The following is a 22762-nucleotide window of genomic DNA, read 5'->3' as shown; positions in this document are numbered from 1 at the left end:
TAAACTTATTTCTCTTTACTCATCATTTCATGCTCACAAACTCTTTCGGCAATTTGCTCCACTCTTCCTGCGGCAAGTTTTTGAAATACTCATAAGTGATCTTCAATCCTTCCGCACGACTTACTTTTGGCTCCCAGCCAAGCAATGCTTTTGCTTTTGTAATATCCGGTTTGCGTTGTTTAGGATCGTCTACAGGCAAATCTTTGTAAACAATTTTTTGTGATGTGCCTGTTAACTTAATCACTTCTTCTGCAAATTCTTTCAACGTTATTTCTGTTGGGTTACCAATATTCACGGGCATATCATAATCGCTCATAAGCAAACGATAAATACCTTCAACGAGGTCATCCACATAACAAAAACTTCGTGTCTGACTACCATCACCAAATACCGTCAAGTCTTCCCCACGCAAAGCCTGACCAATGAAAGCAGGTAAAGCACGACCATCATTGAGTCTCATACGTGGGCCGTATGTGTTAAAGATGCGAATGATCCTTGTCTCAACACCATGAAAGCGGTTATACGCCATCGTAATGCTTTCCATGAAACGCTTAGCCTCATCGTACACACCTCGTGGACCAACAGGATTTACATTTCCCCAATACTCTTCTGTTTGAGGATGCACCAACGGATCCCCATATACTTCAGAAGTTGAAGCAACAAGAATGCGTGCACCTTTTGCTTTTGCCAAACCCAAACAGTTATGAGTTCCGTGCGCACCAACCTTCAATGTCTGAATCGGGATTTTTAAATAATCGATCGGGCTTGCAGGCGATGCAAAGTGCAGGATATAATCCAGCTTACCCGGAATGTGAATGAACTTGGTTATATCGTGATGATAGAACTCAAATTGCTCCAGCTTGAACAGATGTTCAATATTTTTCAAATCACCGGTAATGAGATTATCCATTGCAATTACATGATAGCCTTCTTTGATTGCACGGTCGCATAAATGCGAACCGAGAAAACCTGCAGCACCTGTAATTAATATTCGTTTACAATCCATTATATTGTTATTATGCTATTCGTTAATTAGAATTACTTCACTGCTTCTCTTCCTACACTTTCGTAGAAGAAACCAAGTTGCTTCATTTGTTCTCTGTCGTACACATTCCGTCCGTCGAAAATCACTTTGTTCTTCAGCATGGAAGAAATTTTTTCAAATTCAGGTGTGCGGAATTCGCTCCACTCCGTTGCAATGATCAATGCATCTGCATTTTCCAACGCATCGTATTGACTTTGTGCGAAATCAATTTTATCGCCCACTACTTGCTTTACATTCGGCATCGCTTCGGGATCGTATGCATGTACGGTTGCACCTGCTTCTGTTAACGCATCAATCATGTATAAAGCCGGTGCTTCACGAATGTCATCCGTGTTAGGCTTAAAGGCTAATCCCCACAATGCAAAACGCTTTCCTTTCAAATCACCATTGAAATATGAATTGATCTTTGGCATGAGGAATAATTTCTGCTCTTCGTTCACCTTCATCACTGCATTCAGTATTTCAAAATCATATTCCACTTCGCTGGATGATTTCACCAATGCCTGCACATCTTTCGGGAAACAACTTCCGCCATAGCCAATACCCGGAAAAAGAAAACGCTTACCGATACGCTCATCACTACCTATACCCTTACGCACCATATCAACATCTGCGCCAAGACGTTCGCATAAGCGTGCAATCTCATTCATAAATGAAATCTTAACTGCTAAAAAAGAGTTGGCTGCATATTTTGTAAGCTCAGCGCTTTTCTCATCCATGAAAATCACCGGGTTACCACTACGTACAAACGGAGCATACAACTCAGTCATAACTTTTTTTGCACGCTCATCACTTGTACCAACAACCACACGATCGGGTTTCATAAAATCTTCAACGGCCACACCTTCACGCAAAAATTCCGGGTTACTCACCACAGCAAATTCGCCTTTGAAATTTTTCGCAATTGCAGCCTGCACTTTATCGGCTGTGCCAACCGGCACTGTGCTCTTATCAACGATCACTTTATAATCGGTAAGAATTTTTCCGAGATCATTGGCCACACCTAAAATGTATTTCAGATCAGCACTGCCATCTTCACCGGGAGGTGTTGGCAACGCAAGAAATATGATCGCTGCATCTTTCACACCTTCAGCAAGGTTGGTGGTGAAATGCAACCGACCTTCTTTGAGGTTACGGAGAAATATTTTTTCAAGTCCGGGTTCGTAAATAGTGATCTGCCCGTTTGAAAGTTTATCAACTTTTGATTTATCAATATCAACACAGGTAACCTGGTTGCCTGTTTCGGCAAAACACGTTCCTGTTACGAGACCTACATAACCTGTTCCTACTACTGCGATTTTCATCTGTTAATTTCTGTTTATGATTTTGTATTAAGATATTCTAACACTTTACTTGTGATCAACTGCAATTGCTCTTCTTCCAGTTCCGTATGCATCGGTAAAGAAATTACACGATCCGTCAACCAGTCTGTTATTGGTAAATTGTAATCTGCTCCACCAAATGAAGCAAACATTTGCTGACGATGCGCCGGTACGGGGTAATAGATCATCGATGGAATTTTTTGCTCAGCTAAATAAGCATTCAATCCATTTCTTACATCTGCTACATTGTCAAAACCATCGAGTGTTAATGTGTATTGATGAAACACATGATTACTGTATGGCGCACGATAAGGTGTAGTAATGTTTTTATGGCCTGCAAATGCCGCATCATAATAATCTGCCGCTTTGCGGCGTGCAGCAATATATTCGTCAAGTTTTTTGAGTTTGATCTTTAATACAGCGGCTTGTACCGTATCAAGACGGGAATTACAACCTACTACTTCATGATAGTAACGCACTTTTTGTCCGTGGTTCGCCACCATCTTCAATTGCTCCGCCAATGCATCATCGTTGGTAAACATCGCACCACCATCGCCATAACAACCTAAATTTTTAGATGGGAAGAATGATGTGCAACCAATGGTACCAATTGATCCTGTTTTCTTTTTTGTTCCATCGGGATAAATATAATCTGCACCAATGGCCTGCGCATTATCTTCAATTACATACAGGTTATGTTCTGCAGCAATCTTCATGATCTCATCCATATTGGCAGCGTGACCATACAAGTGAACCGGAACAATCGCTTTTGTTTTTGGTGTAATGGCTTTGCGGATCGCATCCGGATCAATGCAAAATGTTTTTGGATCAACTTCCACAAACACAGGTTTTAAACGGAGCAATGCCACCACTTCAACTGTGGCAATGTAGGTGAACGAAGCAGTAATTACTTCATCACCTGGCTGCAGGTTAAGTGCCATCATCGCAATCTGCAAGGCATCAGTTCCGTTGGCACAGGGAATTGTATTTTTTGATCCGAGGTATTGGCTCAGGTCGCTGGCCAGTTCCTGCACGGGTTTACCATTAATAAAAGCTGAACTATCTAAAACATCAAGAACTGCAGTGTCTACTTCCTGCTTAATTGCAAGGTATTGCTGCTTAAGATCAACCATCTGTATAGGCCGCATAAATAAGCTTGTTTAAACGGTGGCGAAAGTACGGCAAAAAAGGCGTTTAGCCTCTGAAACACAGGTTGAAAGAGTTAAGTTTTTCTCACCAATTCCTTTCCTCTTAGATTTGTGGCGCATGATCTTCTTTTACAACATATTCCGGGTTGCATACAAAACAGCCATAGGCTTTGCCGCAAATTGGAACCAAAAAGCTAGAAATTGGGTTGATGGCCGTAAAAACTGGCAGCAGGAATTAAACGCCAAATGGAATGTAGCGCCGGGAAAACCTGTGGTGTGGATGCATTGTGCCTCCCTCGGCGAATTTGAACAGGGACGACCCATTATTGAACAGATCAAGACCCAATATCCAAATTCCAAAATCCTGGTTACTTTCTTCTCTCCCTCGGGTTATGAAGTGCGTAAGAATTACTTAGGCGCAGATCATGTGATGTACCTGCCATTCGATTCAGCAGGAAATGCGGCTGCCTTTCTTGATATTGTTCAACCGAAGCTCGCCATTTTTGTGAAGTACGAGCTCTGGCATTACTACCTGGCCGAACTGAACAACAGGAAGATCGAAACAATTCTGGTGTCGGGTATCTTTCGTCCTTCGCAGGCATTTTTTCAATGGTGGGGAAGTTTTAATAGAAACATGCTGCAACTGTTTTCGCAATTGTTTGTACAAAACGCAGCTTCAAAAGCATTGTTGGATGGAATTGGACTGAGTGATAAAACAACTGTTGCCGGTGATACACGTTTTGATCGTGTAATAACTGCTGCTGAGCATTGGAAACCCATAGAAATTGTTGACACTTTTTGTGGGACTGATCCAGTGATGGTAGCTGGCAGTACATGGACAGAAGATGAAACAATTCTTGCTGAATGGATGAAGGGCAATGAAAAATATAAGCTGATTATTGCGCCGCACGAGATCAAGACAGAAAATATCAAACGTTTAAAAACATTATTTAACAATTCAATTACGTTCTCCCAACTATCCACTCATAACGCACACCTCATAACTCATAATTGTCTTATAGTAGACAACATTGGTTACCTCTCACGTCTTTACAAATACGCTTCGATATGTTATGTTGGTGGAGGTTTCAACAAAAGTGGCCATCATAACATTTTAGAAGCTGCTGTGTATGGCAATCCTGTTATTACAGGACCAAATTTTGAAAAGTTTAAAGAAAGTGTTGACTTGAAAAAACTCGGTGCAAGTTTTACAATCATTAATGCTGTAGAGCTAAAAGAAGTTATGCTTAAGATGGATATTGCAGCGGCAGGAACAATTGCAGAAAACTATGTAAAGGAAAATGCGGGAGCAACCGCAACTATAATCGATTGGCTTCAGGAAAAACGTCTTTTCACCAATGCATAAAACTCCTGTGTTGCAGGACGATCGTTGTCCCAGCCCAATTTAATTTTCAATTCACGCTCCATCCAGTACTGTGCTTCGGGATAGATAGAGAAATTGTTGATGGTTTTAATGCTGCGTTCGTACATCACTTCATCGCCACGAAATAATTCATTGATGAACACAAAACGATCGTTGATGCCGATGGCTTTTTTCAGGTCTTTAATAGAAGAGCCCTCGTTCAGTTTGTGTGCTACTTCTGTTTTATGTTCACCCAATTGTTCGTTAAGAGATAATTGTTTGCCATTGTTCATCTCGTTCACTTCCTTTGAACTGGCCGCTGGTTTCTTCGGCTCTACATAGTTGGGCTGATGAACAAGAGTAGGAATTTCAGGTTCTTCATCAAACAACAAAACAGGTTTGTGCTGATGTTGCTGTGCTTCTACTTTTTTTGCAAACTCCGCTTTTTGACGTATTTCTTCGAGTTCAGCTTCTACTTCGCTTTCGTCGATTTGTAATACTTCCAGAATTTTTTCTACAGGTTTCTCTTCAACTTTAACCACTGATGGCGGAACAAGTCTTGTTGCAGTAACAGGTTCAGGTACCTCTTGCACCGGCAAGGATACTCTTGAAGCTGGTAACACAACCGCTACACGGTTACTACCTGTTGTTTCTTGTTTTTGTTGAGATTGCTGTTCCAATTCTGCACGAAGCATATTGGTAAGTATCAGCATTTGTGTTGCATCGGCGTTTCTTTGAAGAGCCTGCTGTAATTGTTCAATAAGAGAAGCAATTCGTTCCATGAATAGTGCTTACTTTTGGCGGTATTGGAAATTTGCCGTTAAGTTACAAACAGTTTGGCATAAAATATTGATAATGTTTATTGAACCGAATATAAAAGGCGACCGGAGAGGCTGGATTGAAGTGATCTGTGGCTCCATGTTCAGTGGAAAAACAGAGGAACTTATCCGCCGTTTAAAACGGGCACGCATAGCCAACCTAAAGGTGGAGATATTTAAACCAGCTGTTGATATCCGTTATGATGAGGTAAAAATTGTATCGCATGATGAGAACGCCATTCAATCAACTCCAATTGATAATTCACAGAAAATTTTATTGCTGGCACAGGGTGTAGAAGTTGTTGGTATTGATGAAGCCCAGTTCTTCGATCCTGAAATAACCAACGTGTGCGAAAAGTTAGCACTCAGTGGAACAAGGGTAATTGTTGCCGGGCTTGATATGGATTATAAGGCGCAACCTTTTGGCCAAATGCCCAACCTCCTTGCTGTTGCTGATTATATAACTAAGCTTCATGCGATCTGTGTGGTGTGTGGCAATATTGCCAACTACTCTTATCGTACCTCAAGTGAAGGCGGACAAGTGGTGCTTGGTGAAAAAGATAAGTATGAGCCGAGATGCAGACATTGTTATCATTTTTAAAATATGGAATATTAACTTGTAAATTATCCCATTCACGTTGGCATCCTCAAAAAAAATAATTGCACTCTTTAAAAAAGACCTGTTGCTTGAAATAAGGCAGCAGTACACTTTTTATGGTATTGTATTGTATATCGCCTGTACAGTGTATGTATTATTCTTAGCTATAAATGAACCGGATGGAAGCACATGGAACGCTTTGTTTTGGGTAAACATGTTGTTCATCAGCATAAATGCCGTGGCTAAAAGTTTTTTGCAGGAAAGCCGTGGCCGCATGCTCTATTACTATTCACTTACCAGTGCGCAGGAATTTATTCTTGCCAAGCTTTTGTACAATATATTGTTGATGTTGGTGATGAGTTTACTCAGCGTCACAACATTCAGTTTCTTTCTCGGTGCCCCTTTTTTACATGCCATTGAGTTTATCGGCATGACTATACTTGGCGGCATCAGTATGAGTCTTGTATTTACATTGATGGCCGCCATTGCTTCAAGGGCTAATCAAAATGCAGCAATCATGGTCATCATGGGATTCCCGGTTATTATCCCTCAGCTATTGCTGCTAATTCGTATTTCTAAGTCTGCTTTTGGTGAAATTTTTAAAGAAGGTGCTGTTTTTCAGATGGTTTTATTGTTGGGTGGACTCGATGTTCTGGTGCTTGCACTCTGCATGATTTTGTTTCCCTTTTTATGGAAAGATTAATATCCAACCACTAACTTTGCCGCACTTTAAACAAGCAAAACAAATGTTTGTGTTTGTTTTGTAAAGCTGATTATATGCATAAATCCTGGTGGAAGATAGCGTCAGTTATTTTACTCGTTTACACCATTGTTGGTGGTTTCTTGATGGATGTACCCCGTCTTTTTATTTTAAATGAATCAATTCGTAACCTCTACTTTCATGTAAGTATGTGGTTTGCCATGATGATTTTGTTTGGAGTAAGCCTGGTGTACAGCATTAAATACCTCAGTAAACAGCAGTATAGGCACGACATTTATGCGTCTGCGTTTGCAGGGACAGGCACGTTTCTCGGTTTGTTGGGGTATGCAACAGGCGCCGTTTGGGCAAATTATACCTGGGTAACAGACCAGGGCCAGTCGCTCAGCAATATTCTTAAAGAACCAAAACTGTTAGGTGCAGGTATCGCCATCCTTATTTACTGCGCTTATTTTGTTTTGCGGGGGAGCTTTACTGATATGGATAAAAAGGCAAGGGTAACCGCAGTGTATAACGTATTTGCTTTTGTTATGCTCTTCCCAACTATCTGGATCATTCCAAGACTGGTTGGTAGCTTACACCCCGGTGCACCCGGTAGCGATAGCGGAAACCCTGCACTCAACTTTAATGATATTGATAGCCGATTACGTATGGTATTTTACCCGGCAGTTATCGGTTGGACATTGTTAGCTGTCTGGATCACTACACTCAAAATCAGAACCCGGTTATTGGCCGATAAATCACTTTTGTAATGAACAAAGTTTTCGCAACTATTCTTTTTCTTATCATCAACCTCTTGTTGATCTCATTTTCTGCCGCTGCACAAACAGAGCAGGCAGAAATGGCTGATTCCATGCGCAGTAATGGAAAAATTTACGTGGTGGTGGTGGTTTGTCTCATCATCTTATTTGGTCTTATTGGTTATGTGTTTCGTATCGACAGGAAACTCACCAAACTTGAAAAACAACAGAAAGATTAACGATTGCTATATACTTAATTAAAAAAACGATTGTATGTCAACTACGAATTACAGTTTCTTCGGTGCAGTAGAACAGAGCTTTGATAAAGCTGCAGCCTTTACAAAATGGGATAAAGGTATCCTTGAACAGATCAAGCAATGCAACAGTGTTTACCAGATGCGTTTCCCCGTTAAAATGGATGATGGAAGCATTGAAGTAATTGAAGCTTACCGTGTGCAACACTCTCAACACAAATCACCTTGTAAAGGTGGTATTCGTTTCAGTGAAGAAGTGAACCAGGATGAGGTAATGGCTCTTGCATCCTTGATGACCTATAAATGTGCCATTGTAAATGTTCCATTCGGTGGTGCTAAAGGTGGCATTAAGATCAACCCACGTAACCACACTGCTTATGAACTTGAAAAGATCACACGACGTTATACATCTGAACTCGTAAAGAAAAATTTCATTGGCCCCGGCATTGACGTACCTGCACCTGACTATGGTACTGGCGAACGAGAAATGGCCTGGATCGTCGATACCTATTCATCACTTCGCCCGGGCGAAATTGATGCTGCAGGTTGCGTAACAGGTAAACCTATAACACAAGGCGGCGTTAGAGGCCGTCGTGAAGCAACTGGTCTTGGTGTTTTTTACGGCATCCGTGAGGTTTGTAACATGCCTGAGGTTATGAGCAAACTTGGCTTAACAACCGGCGTTGAAGGCAAGCGGGTAGTTGTACAAGGTATTGGTAACGTAGGCTATCACACCGCCAAATTTTTCAGAGAGAATGGTGCAAAAATCATCGCTATTTCTGAACATGATGGCGCTGTTTTTAATCCTGAAGGTTTGCATGAAGACGAGTTGATCGAGTTCAGAAAAAAGACCGGATCGATCATCAATTTTCCAGGCGCAACTACAATTACAAATACAACTGATGCATTGGAATTGGATTGCGATATTTTAATTCCTGCTGCTTTGGAAAACGTGATCAATGGAAACAATGCTCCACGTGTTAAAGCAAAAATAATTGGCGAAGCCGCAAACGGACCTTTAACTCCTGAAGCTGATGAAGTGTTTGCATCAAAAGGTGTGTTGGTTGTTCCTGATATGTTCCTGAATGCCGGTGGTGTAACCGTATCTTATTTCGAATGGTTGAAAAACCTGAGCCATGTTCGCTATGGCCGTTTGGAAAAACGTTTTACTGAAAACCTGAACACCAATATTCTTGGTCAGATGGAATTCTTAAGCGGTAAAAAAGTTAAGAAAGAGCACAGAGATATTATTACGCATGGTCCTGATGAAGTAGATCTTGTTTATAGTGGATTGGAAGAAACCATGATCACAGCTGTAAATGAAGTGATGGATTGCTGGAAACAAAATCCTTCAATTCCTGACATGCGTACTGCTGCTTATGTGGTTGCCATCAACAAAGTAGCTACGAGCTATGTTGAGCTTGGCATTTTCCCGTAACATCAGCTACTTGCTTATTCCCCCATCCCGTTGGTTTTTCAACGGGATTTTTTATTTCCGCTTCGCCATTTCATTAATACCAAATGACAGAACGTAACGTTAAATGACAGTAGGTTTGACGTTTCAACTACAACTCTGAGACAAGAAATCTGTAACTTTAGCAGAACTACGAAGGTCTTCATAACTGTTTGTTAAATGTGGCTTCTTGGTAGATCTGAAATGATGTCAGCTTTGTTATTTTACAAAACGAAAGGCACATCCTTTGATAATTAAAAACAAAAACGAAGTATAAACATGAAAGCAAAACACATTATTGTAACCGTACTTGTGAGTGCCGTTACAGCTCTCTCAAGTGTTTTCATCTATGCAAAACTCACAAGGAGTAATTCTGTGGCTCAAAGTCAAGGTCAGTTACCTGTTAATTACGCAGGATTATTTGATGGTGGTGGAGCGCCCGGCCCTGTTGATTTTGAAGCGGCAGCAAACTCTACTGTTGCGGGAGTAGTGCATATAAAAACAAAAACAAACCCTACGCAAACCAATAATCAACAAAAACGCCGTAGCCCATTTGGAGATATTTTTGGCGACGAATTTTTTGATGATTTTTTCGGAGGTCCTCAAAGCAACCGTCCGCAGATGGCAAGTGGTAGTGGTGTGTTTATTTCAGCTGATGGATATATTGTGACCAACAACCATGTGGTTGATGGTGCTGATGAAGTAACGGTTACACTACATAACAAAAAACAATACAAAGCGAAAGTAATTGCAACAGATGCAAATACTGATCTGGCTGTTGTAAAAATTGAAGGCACTAGTTTCCCTTATTTATTATATGGAAATTCTGATGAAGTGAAACTTGGCCAATGGGTATTAGCAGTTGGTTATCCCTTGACATTAGAAACTACTGTTACTGCGGGTATTGTTAGTGCCAAATATCGCTTCCTTGGTATCAATCAACGTAAAGCAGGACGTAATGCAAATGTGGTTGAAAGCTTTATTCAAACAGATGCTGCTGTAAACCAAGGTAACAGTGGTGGCGCATTGGTAAATACAAGCGGACAGCTGATTGGTATTAACGCAGCAATCGCATCACCTACCGGAACATACGCAGGGTATTCTTATGCAATTCCAGTAAACATTGTAAAGAAAGTAGTTGATGACTTAATTAAGTTCGGTACTGTACAACGTGCATTTCTTGGTATTCGCCCCGAAGCAAATGCAGACGAGAATACTGATTCACAAATTAAAGAAGGCGATGGTGTTGTTGTTGGTGAAGTAATGAGTAATAGCGCAGCTGAAGATGCAGGTTTAAAGAAAGGAGATAAGATTATTAAACTTGATAACAAGACAGTTGCTACCTGGTATGAATTAACCGGTACTGTTGCGAGCTATCGTCCTGGTCAGAAAATAAATGTTACTTACCTGAGAAATGGTAAAGAAGGAACAGCTGTACTTACATTAAAAAACAGCAGCGGTAATACAGAGATCGTTAAAACATCTGCAATCGATCGTTTAGGTGCAGATTTATCTACACTCGATGCTAAGAAAGCAAAAGAGTATGGTGTTGAAGGCGGTGTGGTTGTGCAGGCTTTAAGCGATGGTTTAATTGCAGAACAAACAACGATCAAAAAAGGATTTATTATTGTTCGTGCAGGTGGCAAAGCTGTTAAGTCTGTAGATGATCTCAAGAAAGCAATTGATAATGCAGGTAACAGCATCATCATTGAAGGTATTTATCCCGGATATGAAGGTGTTTACCAATATGCAATTAACGATCTGCGTAATGAGCCATAAATAAAAACGCAGATACCTCATAAAAAAATCCCTCGTTTAAAAGCGAGGGATTTTTTTTATTTGATCATTACTTTATAACCCCACGGTTCAAGTGTAAATGTATCGGCTGCATCTTTTTTGTCGGTTGAAAAGATATCGTTGAATTCACCCCTAACCCGCAAATCATGTAAAACAAAGTTCATAGGCTTCTCGGAAAAGTTCAACAACACCAAAAGTTCCTTTTCTTTATTCTTTCTCACGAAACAAAACACTTCATCTGGGCGGTCTGTGGCAATTCGCCACGTAAAACTATGTTCATCGTGGCCCAATAAAGATGGATAGTCTTTACGAAGCCCAAGCAGTTTTCGATAGAATGTATGCAATACGGGTTGATCTGTCCATTCAATCTCATCCTTATCAAAAAATGCCAATCTTTTATTATTTGGCAGTTCCTGGCCGCTGTATAATAACGGAACGCCATCCCATGTGCAACTGAATACCGCCAATGGTAAAGCAAAAGCTCCATACTTTTCATATTCAGATCCATTCCAACTGTTCTCATCATGATTGCTTGTGAAAAAAGAATGCAGGTGATGTGAAGGTTGCTTTTGCTTGTAACCGGTCAGCGCTTTATCTAATTCAACCATTCTTCGATGATTCTTGTAAAATTCTTCTGATATATGCATCCAGTGCCAGGTATAGCTGATGTCGAATACATGAGCATAGGCTTCATCATTCCATTGATCAAATTCACCCAACCAAAAAAGAGGACGAATCATATCTAATTCAGTTCTTGCCTCTTTCCAAAAATCGACAGGCACCAGCATAGCCATATCGCAACGAAAACCATCAATGCCGCAATCATTTACCCAAAACTTCATCGCATCAATCATTGCTCTGCGCAATGCAGCATTATAAAAGTTGAGATGGATCACATCTTCCCAATTCTCAACCGGTGGCTTAAAGTTTCCTTTGTAATCCTGTGTATAATAATCAGGATGAGAAATAGTCCACTCATGATCCCATCCGGTGTGGTTGGCTACCCAATCAATGATCACCTTCATTCCCAATGCATGGATCGATTTCACTAATGCTTTAAACTCATCGACCGTCCCAAACTCAGGATTTGTGTTTACATAACTGGAGCAGGCATAGTAGCTTCCAAGCGTTCCCTTCCTGTTTTTTTCTGAGATAGGTGTTACAGGCATGAACCAGATCACTTCAACACCCATATCCTTTAACCTTGTAAGATGTTTTGAAAATGCAAGAAAAGTACCTTCAGCCGTATACTGACGAAGATTCACTTCATAAATATTCGTGGAGCTTACCCAAGCAGCGGGCCTGAATTCAGTGGACATAGTAGTTATAATTCGCCTCAATGATACGAACCAATCAGCAAACAGCCTTTAGTAAGCAATAGAAAATCAAACCTCAGGCAAAATACCGTTGGCCACTTGTAAACCATGTACCTTTGCAACTGTTATAAAACGACATGAAAAAGTTTGAAGTACCAAATATCTACCGTAGCCAACTTATTACGGGCATTAAGGCAAAACGAAAAGAACAAGACAAGTTAAAAAAAGACTTCTCGCCTACTCTTCTTGATCTGGGTCCGGTTCAATTTTATCTTGCCCGCCATTTCGGCTTTTGTTATGGTGTAGAAAATGCAATTGAAATCGCGTTTAAAACAATTGAAGAAAACAAAGGCAAACGCATTTTTTTGTTGAGTGAAATGATCCACAATCCGCAAGTAAATGCAACGCTTATTGAGCGTGGTGTACAGTTTCTGCAAGACACTTATGGCAAACAAATCATTCCATTCGATGAGATCACCAGTGATGATGTTGTGATTATTCCTGCATTTGGTACAACGCTCGATATTGAAAAGATGTTAAATGCAAAAGGTATTGCCACAGAAAAATATAATACAACTTGCCCTTTCGTAGAAAAAGTATGGAACAGAAGCGAACAGATCGCTGGCAAAGGCTATTCAATTGTGGTACACGGTAAGCCAAAACACGAAGAAACAAGAGCAACTTTTTCGCATGCAAGTTCACACACACCTACTGTGATCGTGAATGATATGAAAGAAACCATTGAGCTGGGAAAATATATCACTGGCGAAAAACCAGCCGAACAGTTCTATGAAGAGTTTAAAGGACTTTATTCAAATGGATTTGATATTACAAAAGACCTTGAACGGTTTGGCGTGGTAAATCAAACTACACAACTTGCCAGCGATACACAGGCAATAGCAGAATATTTGAAATCGCTGGTGATGAAGCATTACAATTTAAATGCACAAAACATAGGAGAACGATTTGCTGATACAAGAGATACACTTTGTTATGCTACCAACGATAACCAGACTGCAATAACAGGTATGCTGGAAACTGATGCTGATATTGCGGTGATTGTTGGTGGATATAACAGTTCAAATACTACACACCTTGTTGAGTTATGTGAAGAAAAACTACCGACCTATTTTATTAACAGTACAGATAAGATTCTTTCTGAAACCGAGATCATGCATTTCAATTTTCATGATAAGAAAGAATACGTTACGAAAGATTTTTTGCCTGCAAAACGACCGGTTAAAATTCTGATCAGCAGCGGAGCTTCCTGTCCTGATTCATTGGTGGAAGCGGTGATGGATAAACTTGCTTTAATATGCAAGGCGGCCGATTCATTTCAACAGTTAAAAGAAACTTACCAATAAAAAGCGGGGCTCTTAGAGCCCCGCTGCTGTTATCAATCCCCGTCACTACTTATTTTACAACTATCCTTTCTGTGATGGCTTCGCTAGTTTCACGGAACCATATCTTTATAATATATATTCCTGGGTTGAGACTATTCATTTGTAATGACTGACTACGCAAGCCGTTCATTGATTTCAAAGTTTTTCCTGCCACATCAGTTAGTATTACATCATATAGACCTGCATCGGCAGGAACAGCTATTGCAAAGAATCCATTACATGGATTAGGATAAACAGATACATCAATTTTTTGAGCGTTATTACGAATAGCTCTGATATCACTGTAACTGTAAGCTCCATCTTTATCTACAATGCGCAAGCGATACAATACATTCGTTCCGGAAGCAAGATCAGCATCGGTAAAATTGTAAGCAGCACCATTACCTTCATTTGCTTTAGCTGTTACAAATCCAATACTTGTATATGCGCCTTTACCAATTTTTCGTTGCACATCAAACCCACTGAAATTAAATTCCTGTGCAGTTTCCCAAGTGAGGTTTACATTGTTAAACAACCGCTGAGCTTTAAAATCCAACATCTCAACCGGCAACACTGTACAGGGGTTATTCAGAATTCCTGTTGCACCGGCTCCAAGGTAACCCGGAGTGGTAATATTTACCAATGCAATCAACGACTTATTCGAGTTAGTGTCGCCATTTTGAAATGTATAGTTATTGAACGACAGTACTGACCCTACATAAGCACTTTTGAATCCGGGAAGAACTGTACCTGGAACAAACCCTGTGTTGAAATTTGTAGTTGTTTGCGCAAGAATGTCTATTCCTTCATTAATTGATCCACTTCTGTCTACATCAATATACAAACGATAATAGCCTGAAATAGTTTCAATACCCGGAACAGTTACATCGTCAAATTTACTTTGGATATTTAAGTTATATGTTCTTGTTGCTGTACAGTTAACAGAACCTGATACAGTTGGGTCACCTACTACAAACGTTTCACCACATCCCCAACATTGCGGACGCTGATCGCCCACAGTTGACCAGCTGAATGCCCGAACCTGTAAAAAATCAAGTGCAGTGTTACTAACTTTAAATGACAGATCCTGAATATAAACATGGTCCACATTAGGGTCGGTACTATGTGCAATTCTATAAATAGTAGCCCCAAGGTAATTAGGCGTAACAGCAGCATCATAGTGGTAATCGGTAAAAATGCCTGTTAATCCGGGAACATCCGTATTAATGGCATTATCATCAAATCCGAAAGTAAGAAACGCTTTATCTAAGACATCAAGATTGTTATTTGCCTCACTAAATGTAGAAGGTGCGGGTGCCGTACTTTGTTGACTCGTGCAATTATATCGTTGCATTGCTGAAGTAGGATAGTCCTCCTCACGCCACATATGGAGCCACACATCTTTATTGCCGCCGTTTACTGTAGCATTAAATTGAAGATCTATGGTGTACAACAAACTATCAGTGCCGGATGGGGATGTTCGAACATTACTTACAATTACGTTTGTAACATTGCATTGGGCGAAAAGGATGTTATAGCCTGAAAGAAATATCACTACCGGTAACAGGAGTATATACTTTTTCATAAAATACAAATTGAGAAATGAACAATTTTCAGCCCGGCTCGTTGCCAGATGATGCCGTTCATTTTAGAGCTGGCTGAAGATTAAAGAGCAGCATCAAATCCAAATGAATATTCCATGTAATTAATTTTATCGAAAGATATTACTACAAGTAGATGAAAACAATGACTTGCATTTGAAGAAACTAATTGCCGTATGATTGTCATCATGCAGGTATATAAAATAAAGAAGCCTCCTTTCGGAGGCCTCTTCTCTTCGGTTTTATCTGGTTTTTCCTGTCCAAAGAAATTTTATTGAACAATAATTCGTTCAGTTATAGTTTCACCCGTTTCACGGAAATTTATGCGAAGCATATAAATACCAGGCCGCATATTATTCAATTGAAGATTACGTACACTTATGCCACTCCATCGTTGAATAGACTTGCCTGTGTAATCATCTAATGATACATCCATTTTACCAGCGCTTTCAGGAATAGTTACATTAGCGGCGCCACGGTTTGGATTTGGATAGATGGAAATTGTAAGCAATCCGCCATTACCGGTACGCACTGCTTTTACTTCACTATATGTGGCTTTGCCATCAAGATCAACCTGGCGCAAACGATAATACGTAACACCTTTTGCCAATGCCTGGTTGTCATCAAAGCTGTATGAATAAGCACTGCCTGTTCCACCTGGAGCTTTTGAATCAACAAACCCTATTTTTTGGTACTGACTGTTACCGGCAGAACGTCTTTCAACGTCAAATCCGTCGTTGTTATTTTCAAGGTCAGTTTCCCATGTTAAGAATGCTTTGTTACTTCTTTGTGTGGCATTGAATGATTTGAGCGAAACAGGAAGCGGAGCACAATTATTTGGCAAATCTCCAACCACGCCGGCACCCAAATATCCTGTGGTTGTGACAATTACTTTTGCAAAAATCTTTCCGTTGAAACCAGCGGGGAGGTTCACGCCAAACGAAGCATTAAATTCTGCATACCTGCTATTGAACCCGGTTGGAACTTCTTGCCCTGGAGTATTTGGATCTTCGATAGAGGTAATGAAGTTAGTCGTATTTTTAACCAATAAGTCAACACCCTCTTCAAACAACTGGCTTCCATTCACGTCAGCATACAATGTATAATTTCCTTGAATAGTTTGGATGCCCAGTGTGGCAAGGTCATCATATTTGCTATCAATAAACAAATTATATTTTGGCTGACTACCACCACCTGGTTGTGAACATACAACTGATCCGCCAACAATCGGATCTCCAACTGTAAATGTTGGAGTACAACCCCAACATTGCGGTTTACCACCTGTCCCGTTTGTTGACCAGTTAAACGCACGTACTTGTATGAACGGGTCAACTTGGTAATCATAACCAGGAATAAAGAAACTTAAATTAAGAATTGAAATGCGATCAACGTCAGTGCTAATATTTGTTTTCTTAATTGTAGAACCAGTGTGATTTAAAGGCACATTAAGATCATAAGCTGAGTAGCTGGTGATTATGCCGGCTGTAGTATGGGCCGTAGAGGAAACGGTATTAATATTGAAGCCATAATTCAAAAATGCATTGTCCAGCACATCAATTTCTGAGTTGCCGTCGCTAACTCTTACGGGAGCAGGAGCCACGGACTGATTACCGTCACAATTAAAAGGGCTCGGGTGCATTTGTGCCTGTGGATATTCCAATTGCTTCCAAACATGAAAAAAAACCAGTTTGTTCCCACCGTTTGTAGATGCTGTAAAAGAAACATCAATAGTAACATTAGTCCCTCCTATCCCAGGCGAGAAACTGAATTTCTCTATCACTACATTATTTACTGTGCACTGAGCTTTTAAATGATTTGAGGAAATTAAGCAAAAAAAGAAAATCAAGATTTGTAAAAACTTTTTCATAAAAAGGTTTTTGAGGTGAAGAAATCAGAGGTAATTCGAAGGACACCTTTTGAAAAAGTTAATCAATGGGATATAGGTGAATAGAAATTTATCTGAACAAAATCAGATCATTCAAAGGAAGCTTGGAGTTAGTAATGAAATAAAATTTGGAATGGAAAATTGGAGATAAAGTAATTGAGTGTTCGTAGGATGGAGAATAGATTAGGACATAAAAATAGAGTGGATTATTTATAAATGCAAATGAACTGTGTTATTTTTTTTCTATAAAAACAGAAAGCCCCACTTACGTGAGGCTTTCATTTGTTTTGATCTTATCTGGTTTTTCCTGTCCCGTATTTTATTGCACTGCAATTCTTTCTGTGATGGTTTCACCAGTTGCACGGATGCTTACACGCAGCATGTACATACCTGGTTTCAAATTATTCAACTGGAGATTACTTGAAGTAAGACCACTGAAACGTTGAACTGATTTACCAGTAAAGTCATCGAGTGATACATCGTAAGTTCCAACACCTGAAGGAAGAGCAACATTTGTTGTTCCACGACTAGGGTTAGGATACACTGATAAAATGATAGTTCCATTACCAGTTCTTACTGCTTTGATTTCGCTATAAGTTGCACGACCGTCAAGATCAACCTGACGAAGGCGATAGTATGTTACACCTTTAGGGAGGCTCGTAGCATCTTCGAAACTGTAAGAGAATGCATCCCCATTACCACCTGGCGCTTTTGAATCAACAAAAGCAATCTTTTGATATGCACCACCACCAATACGACGCTCAATTTCAAAACCATCGTTATTCAATTCAAATAAAGTTTCCCAAGAAAGATTTACTTTATTGCTTCTTTGAGCAGCATTGAAACCAACTAAAGTTACAGGTAACGTACCTTCAGTACATGAACTTTGTTTCTCGCCTGGATCAAACTGATTATTTATAACGCCATCAAGAGAGCCATCAATGTAAAAAGTTACCTGATATGCTGATGTGTTATTTGCAGGCGGCAAGTTGTCCGTTTCAAAACACCACGTTATTCCTGTACCATTGGGAGTAACTGACTTTGTAGTTTCAATAACAGTAGCTGAACCTGGAAATCCAACAGGCGTAACTAATAAAATCTGAAGATTTGCAGGAATAACTGCATTGGCTGCAAATGTCAATGTAATTCCGCCACCAAGTGCGCAATTGTTACCGTTGTTACGCTTGAAACTAGTAGGGCAAGGAACTGGCTGAGCAAACGCTGCAGCGATTAAAAGAGCAAAAGCCGAAGAGAGTAAAAACTTTTTCATAAAAAAGGTTTAGAGGTAAAAAATAGATTGGCGGTTCAAAGGACACCTTTTGAAAAAGCTATTCAATGGAGGATATAGTGATTACTGTGTCGTAAAACGACATAGCTCATCACAGGAAGATGGACAGTATAACCAGAAATTAAGTTCTTAAAAGAGAAAAATTGGATTGTTCGGATGAACGGATTTAGGGGAAGTTCTTGGGATATCAGGATTAGATGGTAGGGCGAAGATATACGTAGGTTTTGAAAATGCAAAGCTTTTTTTAGAAATTTTTGAAAATACTTTTTGGCATGCGAGCTATTACTGCTTCATCCTTACATACTTAAGTGCAATTTGTAGTTGCTGGGATTGTGTAAGATCAGTATTGTCAATTACCACTGCATCGGCTGCTTTTTGAAGCGGGCTTACTTCTCTATGCGAATCGATATAGTCTCTCATCTCCAGGTTTGACTTTACCTCTTCAATTGTAATATTGGGATTCTTCTCGAAGAGTTCTTTGAAACGTCGCTCAACCCTGATGGCATTATCAGCGGTCATGAAAATTTTCAATTCAGCATTGGGGAATACGGTTGTGCCAATATCACGGCCGTCCATAATAATGCCTTTTTCTGCACCCATTTTCTGTTGTTGGGCCACAGCAAATGAACGAACGGCTTTAATAGCAGCGACCTCACTTACCTTTTCAGCTACAACAAGATCACGGATTACATACTCTACATTTTCTTCATTGAGGAAGATTTCTGAGTCGCCTGTTTTATTGTTTGACTTGAATTCCAGTGTGATATTAGTCAGCGCCTCATCTACTTCCGCTTCATTAGTCCAGTCAATATGGTTGCGTAGAAAATAAAGCGTTATAGCACGGTACATTGCCCCGCTGTCAATGTATATATAGCCAAGCTCTTTCGACAATTGCTTTGCCAATGTGCTTTTACCACAACTCGACCACCCATCGATAGCTATCGTAATTTTTTTATTTTTCTCCACAAAGCAAAACTAATTAAAAACCCCGCTGCAAGAGCGGGGTTTGAGGTATTGAGAAGTGTATTTCTTTATGCTTCTGATGATTTTGCTGATTTTTTCGCCTTTTCTTTAAAAGAGAATTTTATTTTCTGATTCTCTTTATCCAGATCAGCGATCAACACATCACCATCTTTAATATTCATATTCAATATCTCTTCTGCTAACGGATCTTCGAGATATTTTTGAATTGCACGGTGCAAAGGACGGGCGCCAAACTGTGCATCATATCCTTTATCAGAAATGAATTCTTTTGCCTCTTCAGTGAGCTCAAGTGCAAATCCAAGATTTTTTAACCTGGCACTTACGCCTTTCATCAGGATATCTATAATGCGGAAGATATGATCTCTTGTGAGAGAATTAAAGATCATCACATCATCGATCCTGTTCAGGAATTCAGGAGAAAATGTTTTCTTCAGGGCTTTTTCAATCACCGCCTTGTTATTCTCTTCCGCATTCTGCATACGTGTTGCTGTTGCAAAACCTACACCTTCACCAAAATCTTTCAATTGACGAACACCAATATTAGATGTCATAATTATCAGTGTGTTCTTAAAATCAACCTTACGGCCAAGTCCATCGGTTAATTGACCATCATCCAACACTTGCAATAAAATATTATAAATATCCGGATGTGCTTTTTCAATTTCATCTAACAACACAACTGAGTATGGCTTACGGCGTACACGTTCAGTTAATTGACCACCTTCTTCATAACCAACATAGCCGGGAGGTGCGCCAATCAAACGGCTCACAGTGAATTTCTCCATGTACTCACTCATATCAATACGAATGAGAGCATCATCACTATCGAACATATACCTAGCTAATGCACGGGCTAACTCAGTTTTACCAACACCTGTAGGACCCAGGAAGATAAATGTACCAATCGGCTTCTTTGGATCTTTCAACCCTACCCTGTTACGCTGAATTGCTTTCACCACTTTGCTGATCGCTTCATCTTGGCCAATTACTGCCCCTTGCAAATCATCTGCCATACGGCGGAGCTTATCAGTTTCAGCCTGTACCATGCGTTTAACCGGAATACCCGTCATCATACTCACCACTTCAGCAATTGCTTCTTCGTCTATCGGATAACGTTTGTGCTTACTTTCTTCTTCCCATTTCGCTTTTGCTTTTTCTAATTCTTCACCCAAACGTTTTTCAGTATCACGAAGTGATGCAGCCTCTTCAAATCGCTGACTTTTCACCACTTTATTCTTTTCCTGTTTGATGTCTTCGATCTTTTTCTCAAGATCAAGAATTTCCTGTGGCACGTTTATGTTTTTTAAATGCACTCTTGCACCAACTTCATCCAGCACATCAATCGCTTTATCCGGTAATAAACGATCGGTCATATAACGATCACTCAACTTAACACAAGCGTTAATTGCTTCATCGTTATAAGCTACATTATGAAACTCTTCATATTTCGATTTGATATTATGAAGGATCTGAATTGTTTCATCAATACTTGGAGGATCAATAATTACTTTCTGAAAACGACGGTCTAATGCACCATCTTTTTCAATGTACATTCTGTATTCATCTAATGTAGATGCACCAATACATTGTAATTCACCTCTGGATAACGCAGGTTTAAAAATATTTGAAGCATCAAGTGAACCACTTGCACCACCCGCTCCAACAATTGTATGAATCTCATCAATGAAAAGAATAACATCTCTGTTTTTCTCCAATTCATTCATGATTGCTTTCATACGCTCTTCGAACTGTCCACGATATTTTGTTCCGGCAACCAATGCTGCAAGATCAAGCGATACAACACGCTTATCATACAACACACGTGAAACCTTACGTTGTACAATACGAAGTGCAAGACCTTCAACAATGGCTGTTTTACCAACACCAGGTTCACCAATTAATATTGGATTGTTCTTTTTCCTTCGGGAGAGGATTTGTGATACACGCTCAATTTCTGTTTCACGACCAACAATTGGATCCAATGACCCGTTCTCAGCTAATCGTGTAATATCTCTTCCGAAATTGTCAAGCACAGGTGTTTTACTTTTTGCACCAGCTTGTTGTTTAGAACGAGATTGTGAATACTTCGATTTTTCATCATCAAAGTCTTCTTCGCCGGGATCATCATACTCGGCACGGGGTTCGTTTGATTTTACCATACCTAATTCATTTCTGAAAATATCGTAATCAATTTCAAATTGGTTTAAAATCTGAGTAGCAATATTTTCTTTGTTTTTTAATATTGATAACATCAGGTGTTCTGTTTCCACCTGCGGACTTTTAAGTGCTTTTGCTTCAAGCACAGTTACACGTATTACCTTTTCTGCCTGTTTCGTTAGAGGCAAGCTGTTGATATTGGCAATGTTCTTTCCTGTTTTGTCTTTCACTGCCAATTCAATTTCCTTTCGCAGCTCGTAAAGATCAACATGCAGATTTTTTAATACTTTAATGGCAGTGTTCTCTCCTTCCCTGATCATCCCTAACACGAGATGTTCAGTTCCGATAAAATCATTTCCAAGCCTCAATGCTTCTTCCCTGCTGAACGAAATGATTTCTTTTACTTGGGTTGAAAAATTATGATCCATAGATGGATATTCGGTTTTTACAATTATAACGAATAATTTTGACTGAAGTTTACTATAAGTTACACACTATCTGTTAATAATAACTATGAATGTCAAAATTGATACCAAGGAAAAATTTCATGTACTGACACCCATGGAAACAACACTTTCGGAAAATATGACAGCCGAAATCAGCCAATTGTTGCTTACCTGCCGTGAAAAGGAAGTCAAAAACGTAATCCTTAACCTGAGCCAAGTGACAAATATGGACGAACAGGTCGCTCAAATTATTTTAAATAGTCAACAGGAATTCTATGATTTGGAATTATCCTTTGTTATTTGTGAAATGAAACCTGAGCTGGAAGAATTTCTCGACAAAGTTGAAATCCTTGATCTGCTGAATTATACACCAACAGAAAGCGAAGCATGGGACATTGTTCAAATGGAAGAAATTGAACGTGAGCTTTTTGAAGATGAATAAACGTG

The 22762-nt window shown here is 39.7% G+C and carries 19 protein-coding genes; 9 read left to right on the top strand and 10 right to left on the bottom strand.

What is annotated here, in order from left to right; all coding sequences use genetic code 11:
• Positions 1–22: 22 nt before the first annotated feature.
• Genes WG954_RS11650 through WG954_RS11640 form a run of 3 tightly spaced genes read right to left on the bottom strand, consistent with a single transcriptional unit; the run spans position 23 to position 3515 of the window.
• Positions 23–1006, bottom strand: a complete 984-nt coding sequence (locus tag WG954_RS11650; RefSeq protein ID WP_340436641.1) for a UDP-glucuronic acid decarboxylase family protein — start codon at positions 1004–1006, stop codon at positions 23–25.
• A gap of 32 nt (positions 1007–1038) precedes the next feature.
• Complete coding sequence (locus WG954_RS11645; RefSeq protein WP_340436640.1) at positions 1039–2349, bottom strand: UDP-glucose dehydrogenase family protein; 1311 nt, start codon at positions 2347–2349, stop codon at positions 1039–1041.
• A 14-nt stretch (positions 2350–2363) separates the two neighbouring features.
• Positions 2364–3515 carry a DegT/DnrJ/EryC1/StrS family aminotransferase gene (locus tag WG954_RS11640; protein WP_340436638.1) on the bottom strand — a complete coding sequence of 384 codons (1152 nt, stop codon included), beginning with the start codon at positions 3513–3515 and terminating at the stop codon, positions 2364–2366.
• Between the two features lie 118 nt (positions 3516–3633).
• On the opposite strand from WG954_RS11640, the gene WG954_RS11635 reads away from it, so the two are divergent.
• Positions 3634–4881, top strand: a complete 1248-nt coding sequence (locus tag WG954_RS11635; RefSeq protein ID WP_340436636.1) for a 3-deoxy-D-manno-octulosonic acid transferase — start codon at positions 3634–3636, stop codon at positions 4879–4881.
• On the opposite strand, the gene WG954_RS11630 is transcribed toward WG954_RS11635, so the two are convergent.
• Positions 4851–5660, bottom strand: coding sequence for a DUF8457 domain-containing protein (locus WG954_RS11630; RefSeq protein ID WP_340436633.1), 810 nt, complete (start codon positions 5658–5660; stop codon positions 4851–4853). The two genes, WG954_RS11635 and WG954_RS11630, sit on opposite strands and share 31 nt — an antisense overlap.
• 73 nt (positions 5661–5733) lie before the next feature.
• On the opposite strand from WG954_RS11630, the gene WG954_RS11625 reads away from it, so the two are divergent.
• From WG954_RS11625 to WG954_RS11600, 6 genes are all read left to right on the top strand, one after another.
• On the top strand, positions 5734–6297 hold the full coding sequence (locus WG954_RS11625) for a thymidine kinase (RefSeq protein WP_340436631.1): 564 nt from the start codon (positions 5734–5736) through the stop codon (positions 6295–6297).
• Between the two features lie 37 nt (positions 6298–6334).
• Positions 6335–6997: a heme exporter protein CcmB gene (locus WG954_RS11620; RefSeq protein ID WP_340436629.1), complete on the top strand. Its 663-nt coding sequence runs from the start codon at positions 6335–6337 to the stop codon at positions 6995–6997.
• 74 nt (positions 6998–7071) lie between these two features.
• Positions 7072–7764: a cytochrome c biogenesis protein CcsA gene (locus WG954_RS11615; RefSeq protein WP_340436627.1), complete on the top strand. Its 693-nt coding sequence runs from the start codon at positions 7072–7074 to the stop codon at positions 7762–7764.
• On the top strand, positions 7764–7991 hold the full coding sequence (locus WG954_RS11610; protein WP_340436625.1) for a CcmD family protein: 228 nt from the start codon (positions 7764–7766) through the stop codon (positions 7989–7991). The genes WG954_RS11615 and WG954_RS11610 overlap by 1 nt, the downstream gene beginning before the upstream one ends.
• A 34-nt stretch (positions 7992–8025) precedes the next feature.
• Entirely contained in the window at positions 8026–9444 is a 1419-nt protein-coding gene (locus tag WG954_RS11605; RefSeq protein ID WP_340436623.1) for a Glu/Leu/Phe/Val family dehydrogenase, read from the top strand.
• Between the two features lie 294 nt (positions 9445–9738).
• On the top strand, positions 9739–11238 hold the full coding sequence (locus tag WG954_RS11600) for a trypsin-like peptidase domain-containing protein (protein ID WP_340436621.1): 1500 nt from the start codon (positions 9739–9741) through the stop codon (positions 11236–11238).
• A 56-nt stretch (positions 11239–11294) separates the two neighbouring features.
• Here the strand turns inward: WG954_RS11600 and WG954_RS11595 are convergent, their stop codons facing one another.
• Entirely contained in the window at positions 11295–12575 is a 1281-nt protein-coding gene (locus WG954_RS11595) for an alpha-amylase family glycosyl hydrolase (protein ID WP_340436619.1), read from the bottom strand.
• 134 nt (positions 12576–12709) lie between these two features.
• Here WG954_RS11595 and WG954_RS11590 point away from each other — a divergent pair, with 134 nt between their 5' ends.
• Positions 12710–13936, top strand: coding sequence for a 4-hydroxy-3-methylbut-2-enyl diphosphate reductase (locus WG954_RS11590; protein WP_340436617.1), 1227 nt, complete (start codon positions 12710–12712; stop codon positions 13934–13936).
• A 49-nt stretch (positions 13937–13985) separates the two neighbouring features.
• Here the strand turns inward: WG954_RS11590 and WG954_RS11585 are convergent, their stop codons facing one another.
• From WG954_RS11585 to WG954_RS11565, 5 genes are all read right to left on the bottom strand, one after another.
• Positions 13986–15539 carry a T9SS type A sorting domain-containing protein gene (locus WG954_RS11585; RefSeq protein WP_340436615.1) on the bottom strand — a complete coding sequence of 518 codons (1554 nt, stop codon included), beginning with the start codon at positions 15537–15539 and terminating at the stop codon, positions 13986–13988.
• Between the two features lie 287 nt (positions 15540–15826).
• A complete protein-coding gene (locus tag WG954_RS11580; protein WP_340436613.1) occupies positions 15827–17155 on the bottom strand; it encodes a T9SS type A sorting domain-containing protein in 1329 nt (442 codons plus the stop codon).
• 604 nt (positions 17156–17759) lie between these two features.
• Positions 17760–18710, bottom strand: coding sequence for a T9SS type A sorting domain-containing protein (locus WG954_RS11575; protein WP_340436612.1), 951 nt, complete (start codon positions 18708–18710; stop codon positions 17760–17762).
• Positions 18711–19010: 300 nt separating this feature from the next.
• Positions 19011–19694 (bottom strand): (d)CMP kinase, encoded by a 684-nt coding sequence (gene cmk, locus WG954_RS11570; RefSeq protein WP_340436611.1) that lies wholly within the window; start codon positions 19692–19694, stop codon positions 19011–19013.
• A gap of 65 nt (positions 19695–19759) precedes the next feature.
• Entirely contained in the window at positions 19760–22297 is a 2538-nt protein-coding gene (locus WG954_RS11565) for an ATP-dependent Clp protease ATP-binding subunit (protein WP_340436609.1), read from the bottom strand.
• A gap of 85 nt (positions 22298–22382) precedes the next feature.
• Here WG954_RS11565 and WG954_RS11560 point away from each other — a divergent pair, with 85 nt between their 5' ends.
• On the top strand, positions 22383–22757 hold the full coding sequence (locus WG954_RS11560) for an STAS domain-containing protein (protein WP_340436607.1): 375 nt from the start codon (positions 22383–22385) through the stop codon (positions 22755–22757).
• Positions 22758–22762: the final 5 nt, after the last annotated feature.

Source organism: Lacibacter sp. H375, assembly GCF_037892425.1.
Lineage (GTDB): Bacteria > Bacteroidota > Bacteroidia > Chitinophagales > Chitinophagaceae > Lacibacter.
This window is presented reverse-complemented; position numbering and strand designations above follow the sequence as displayed.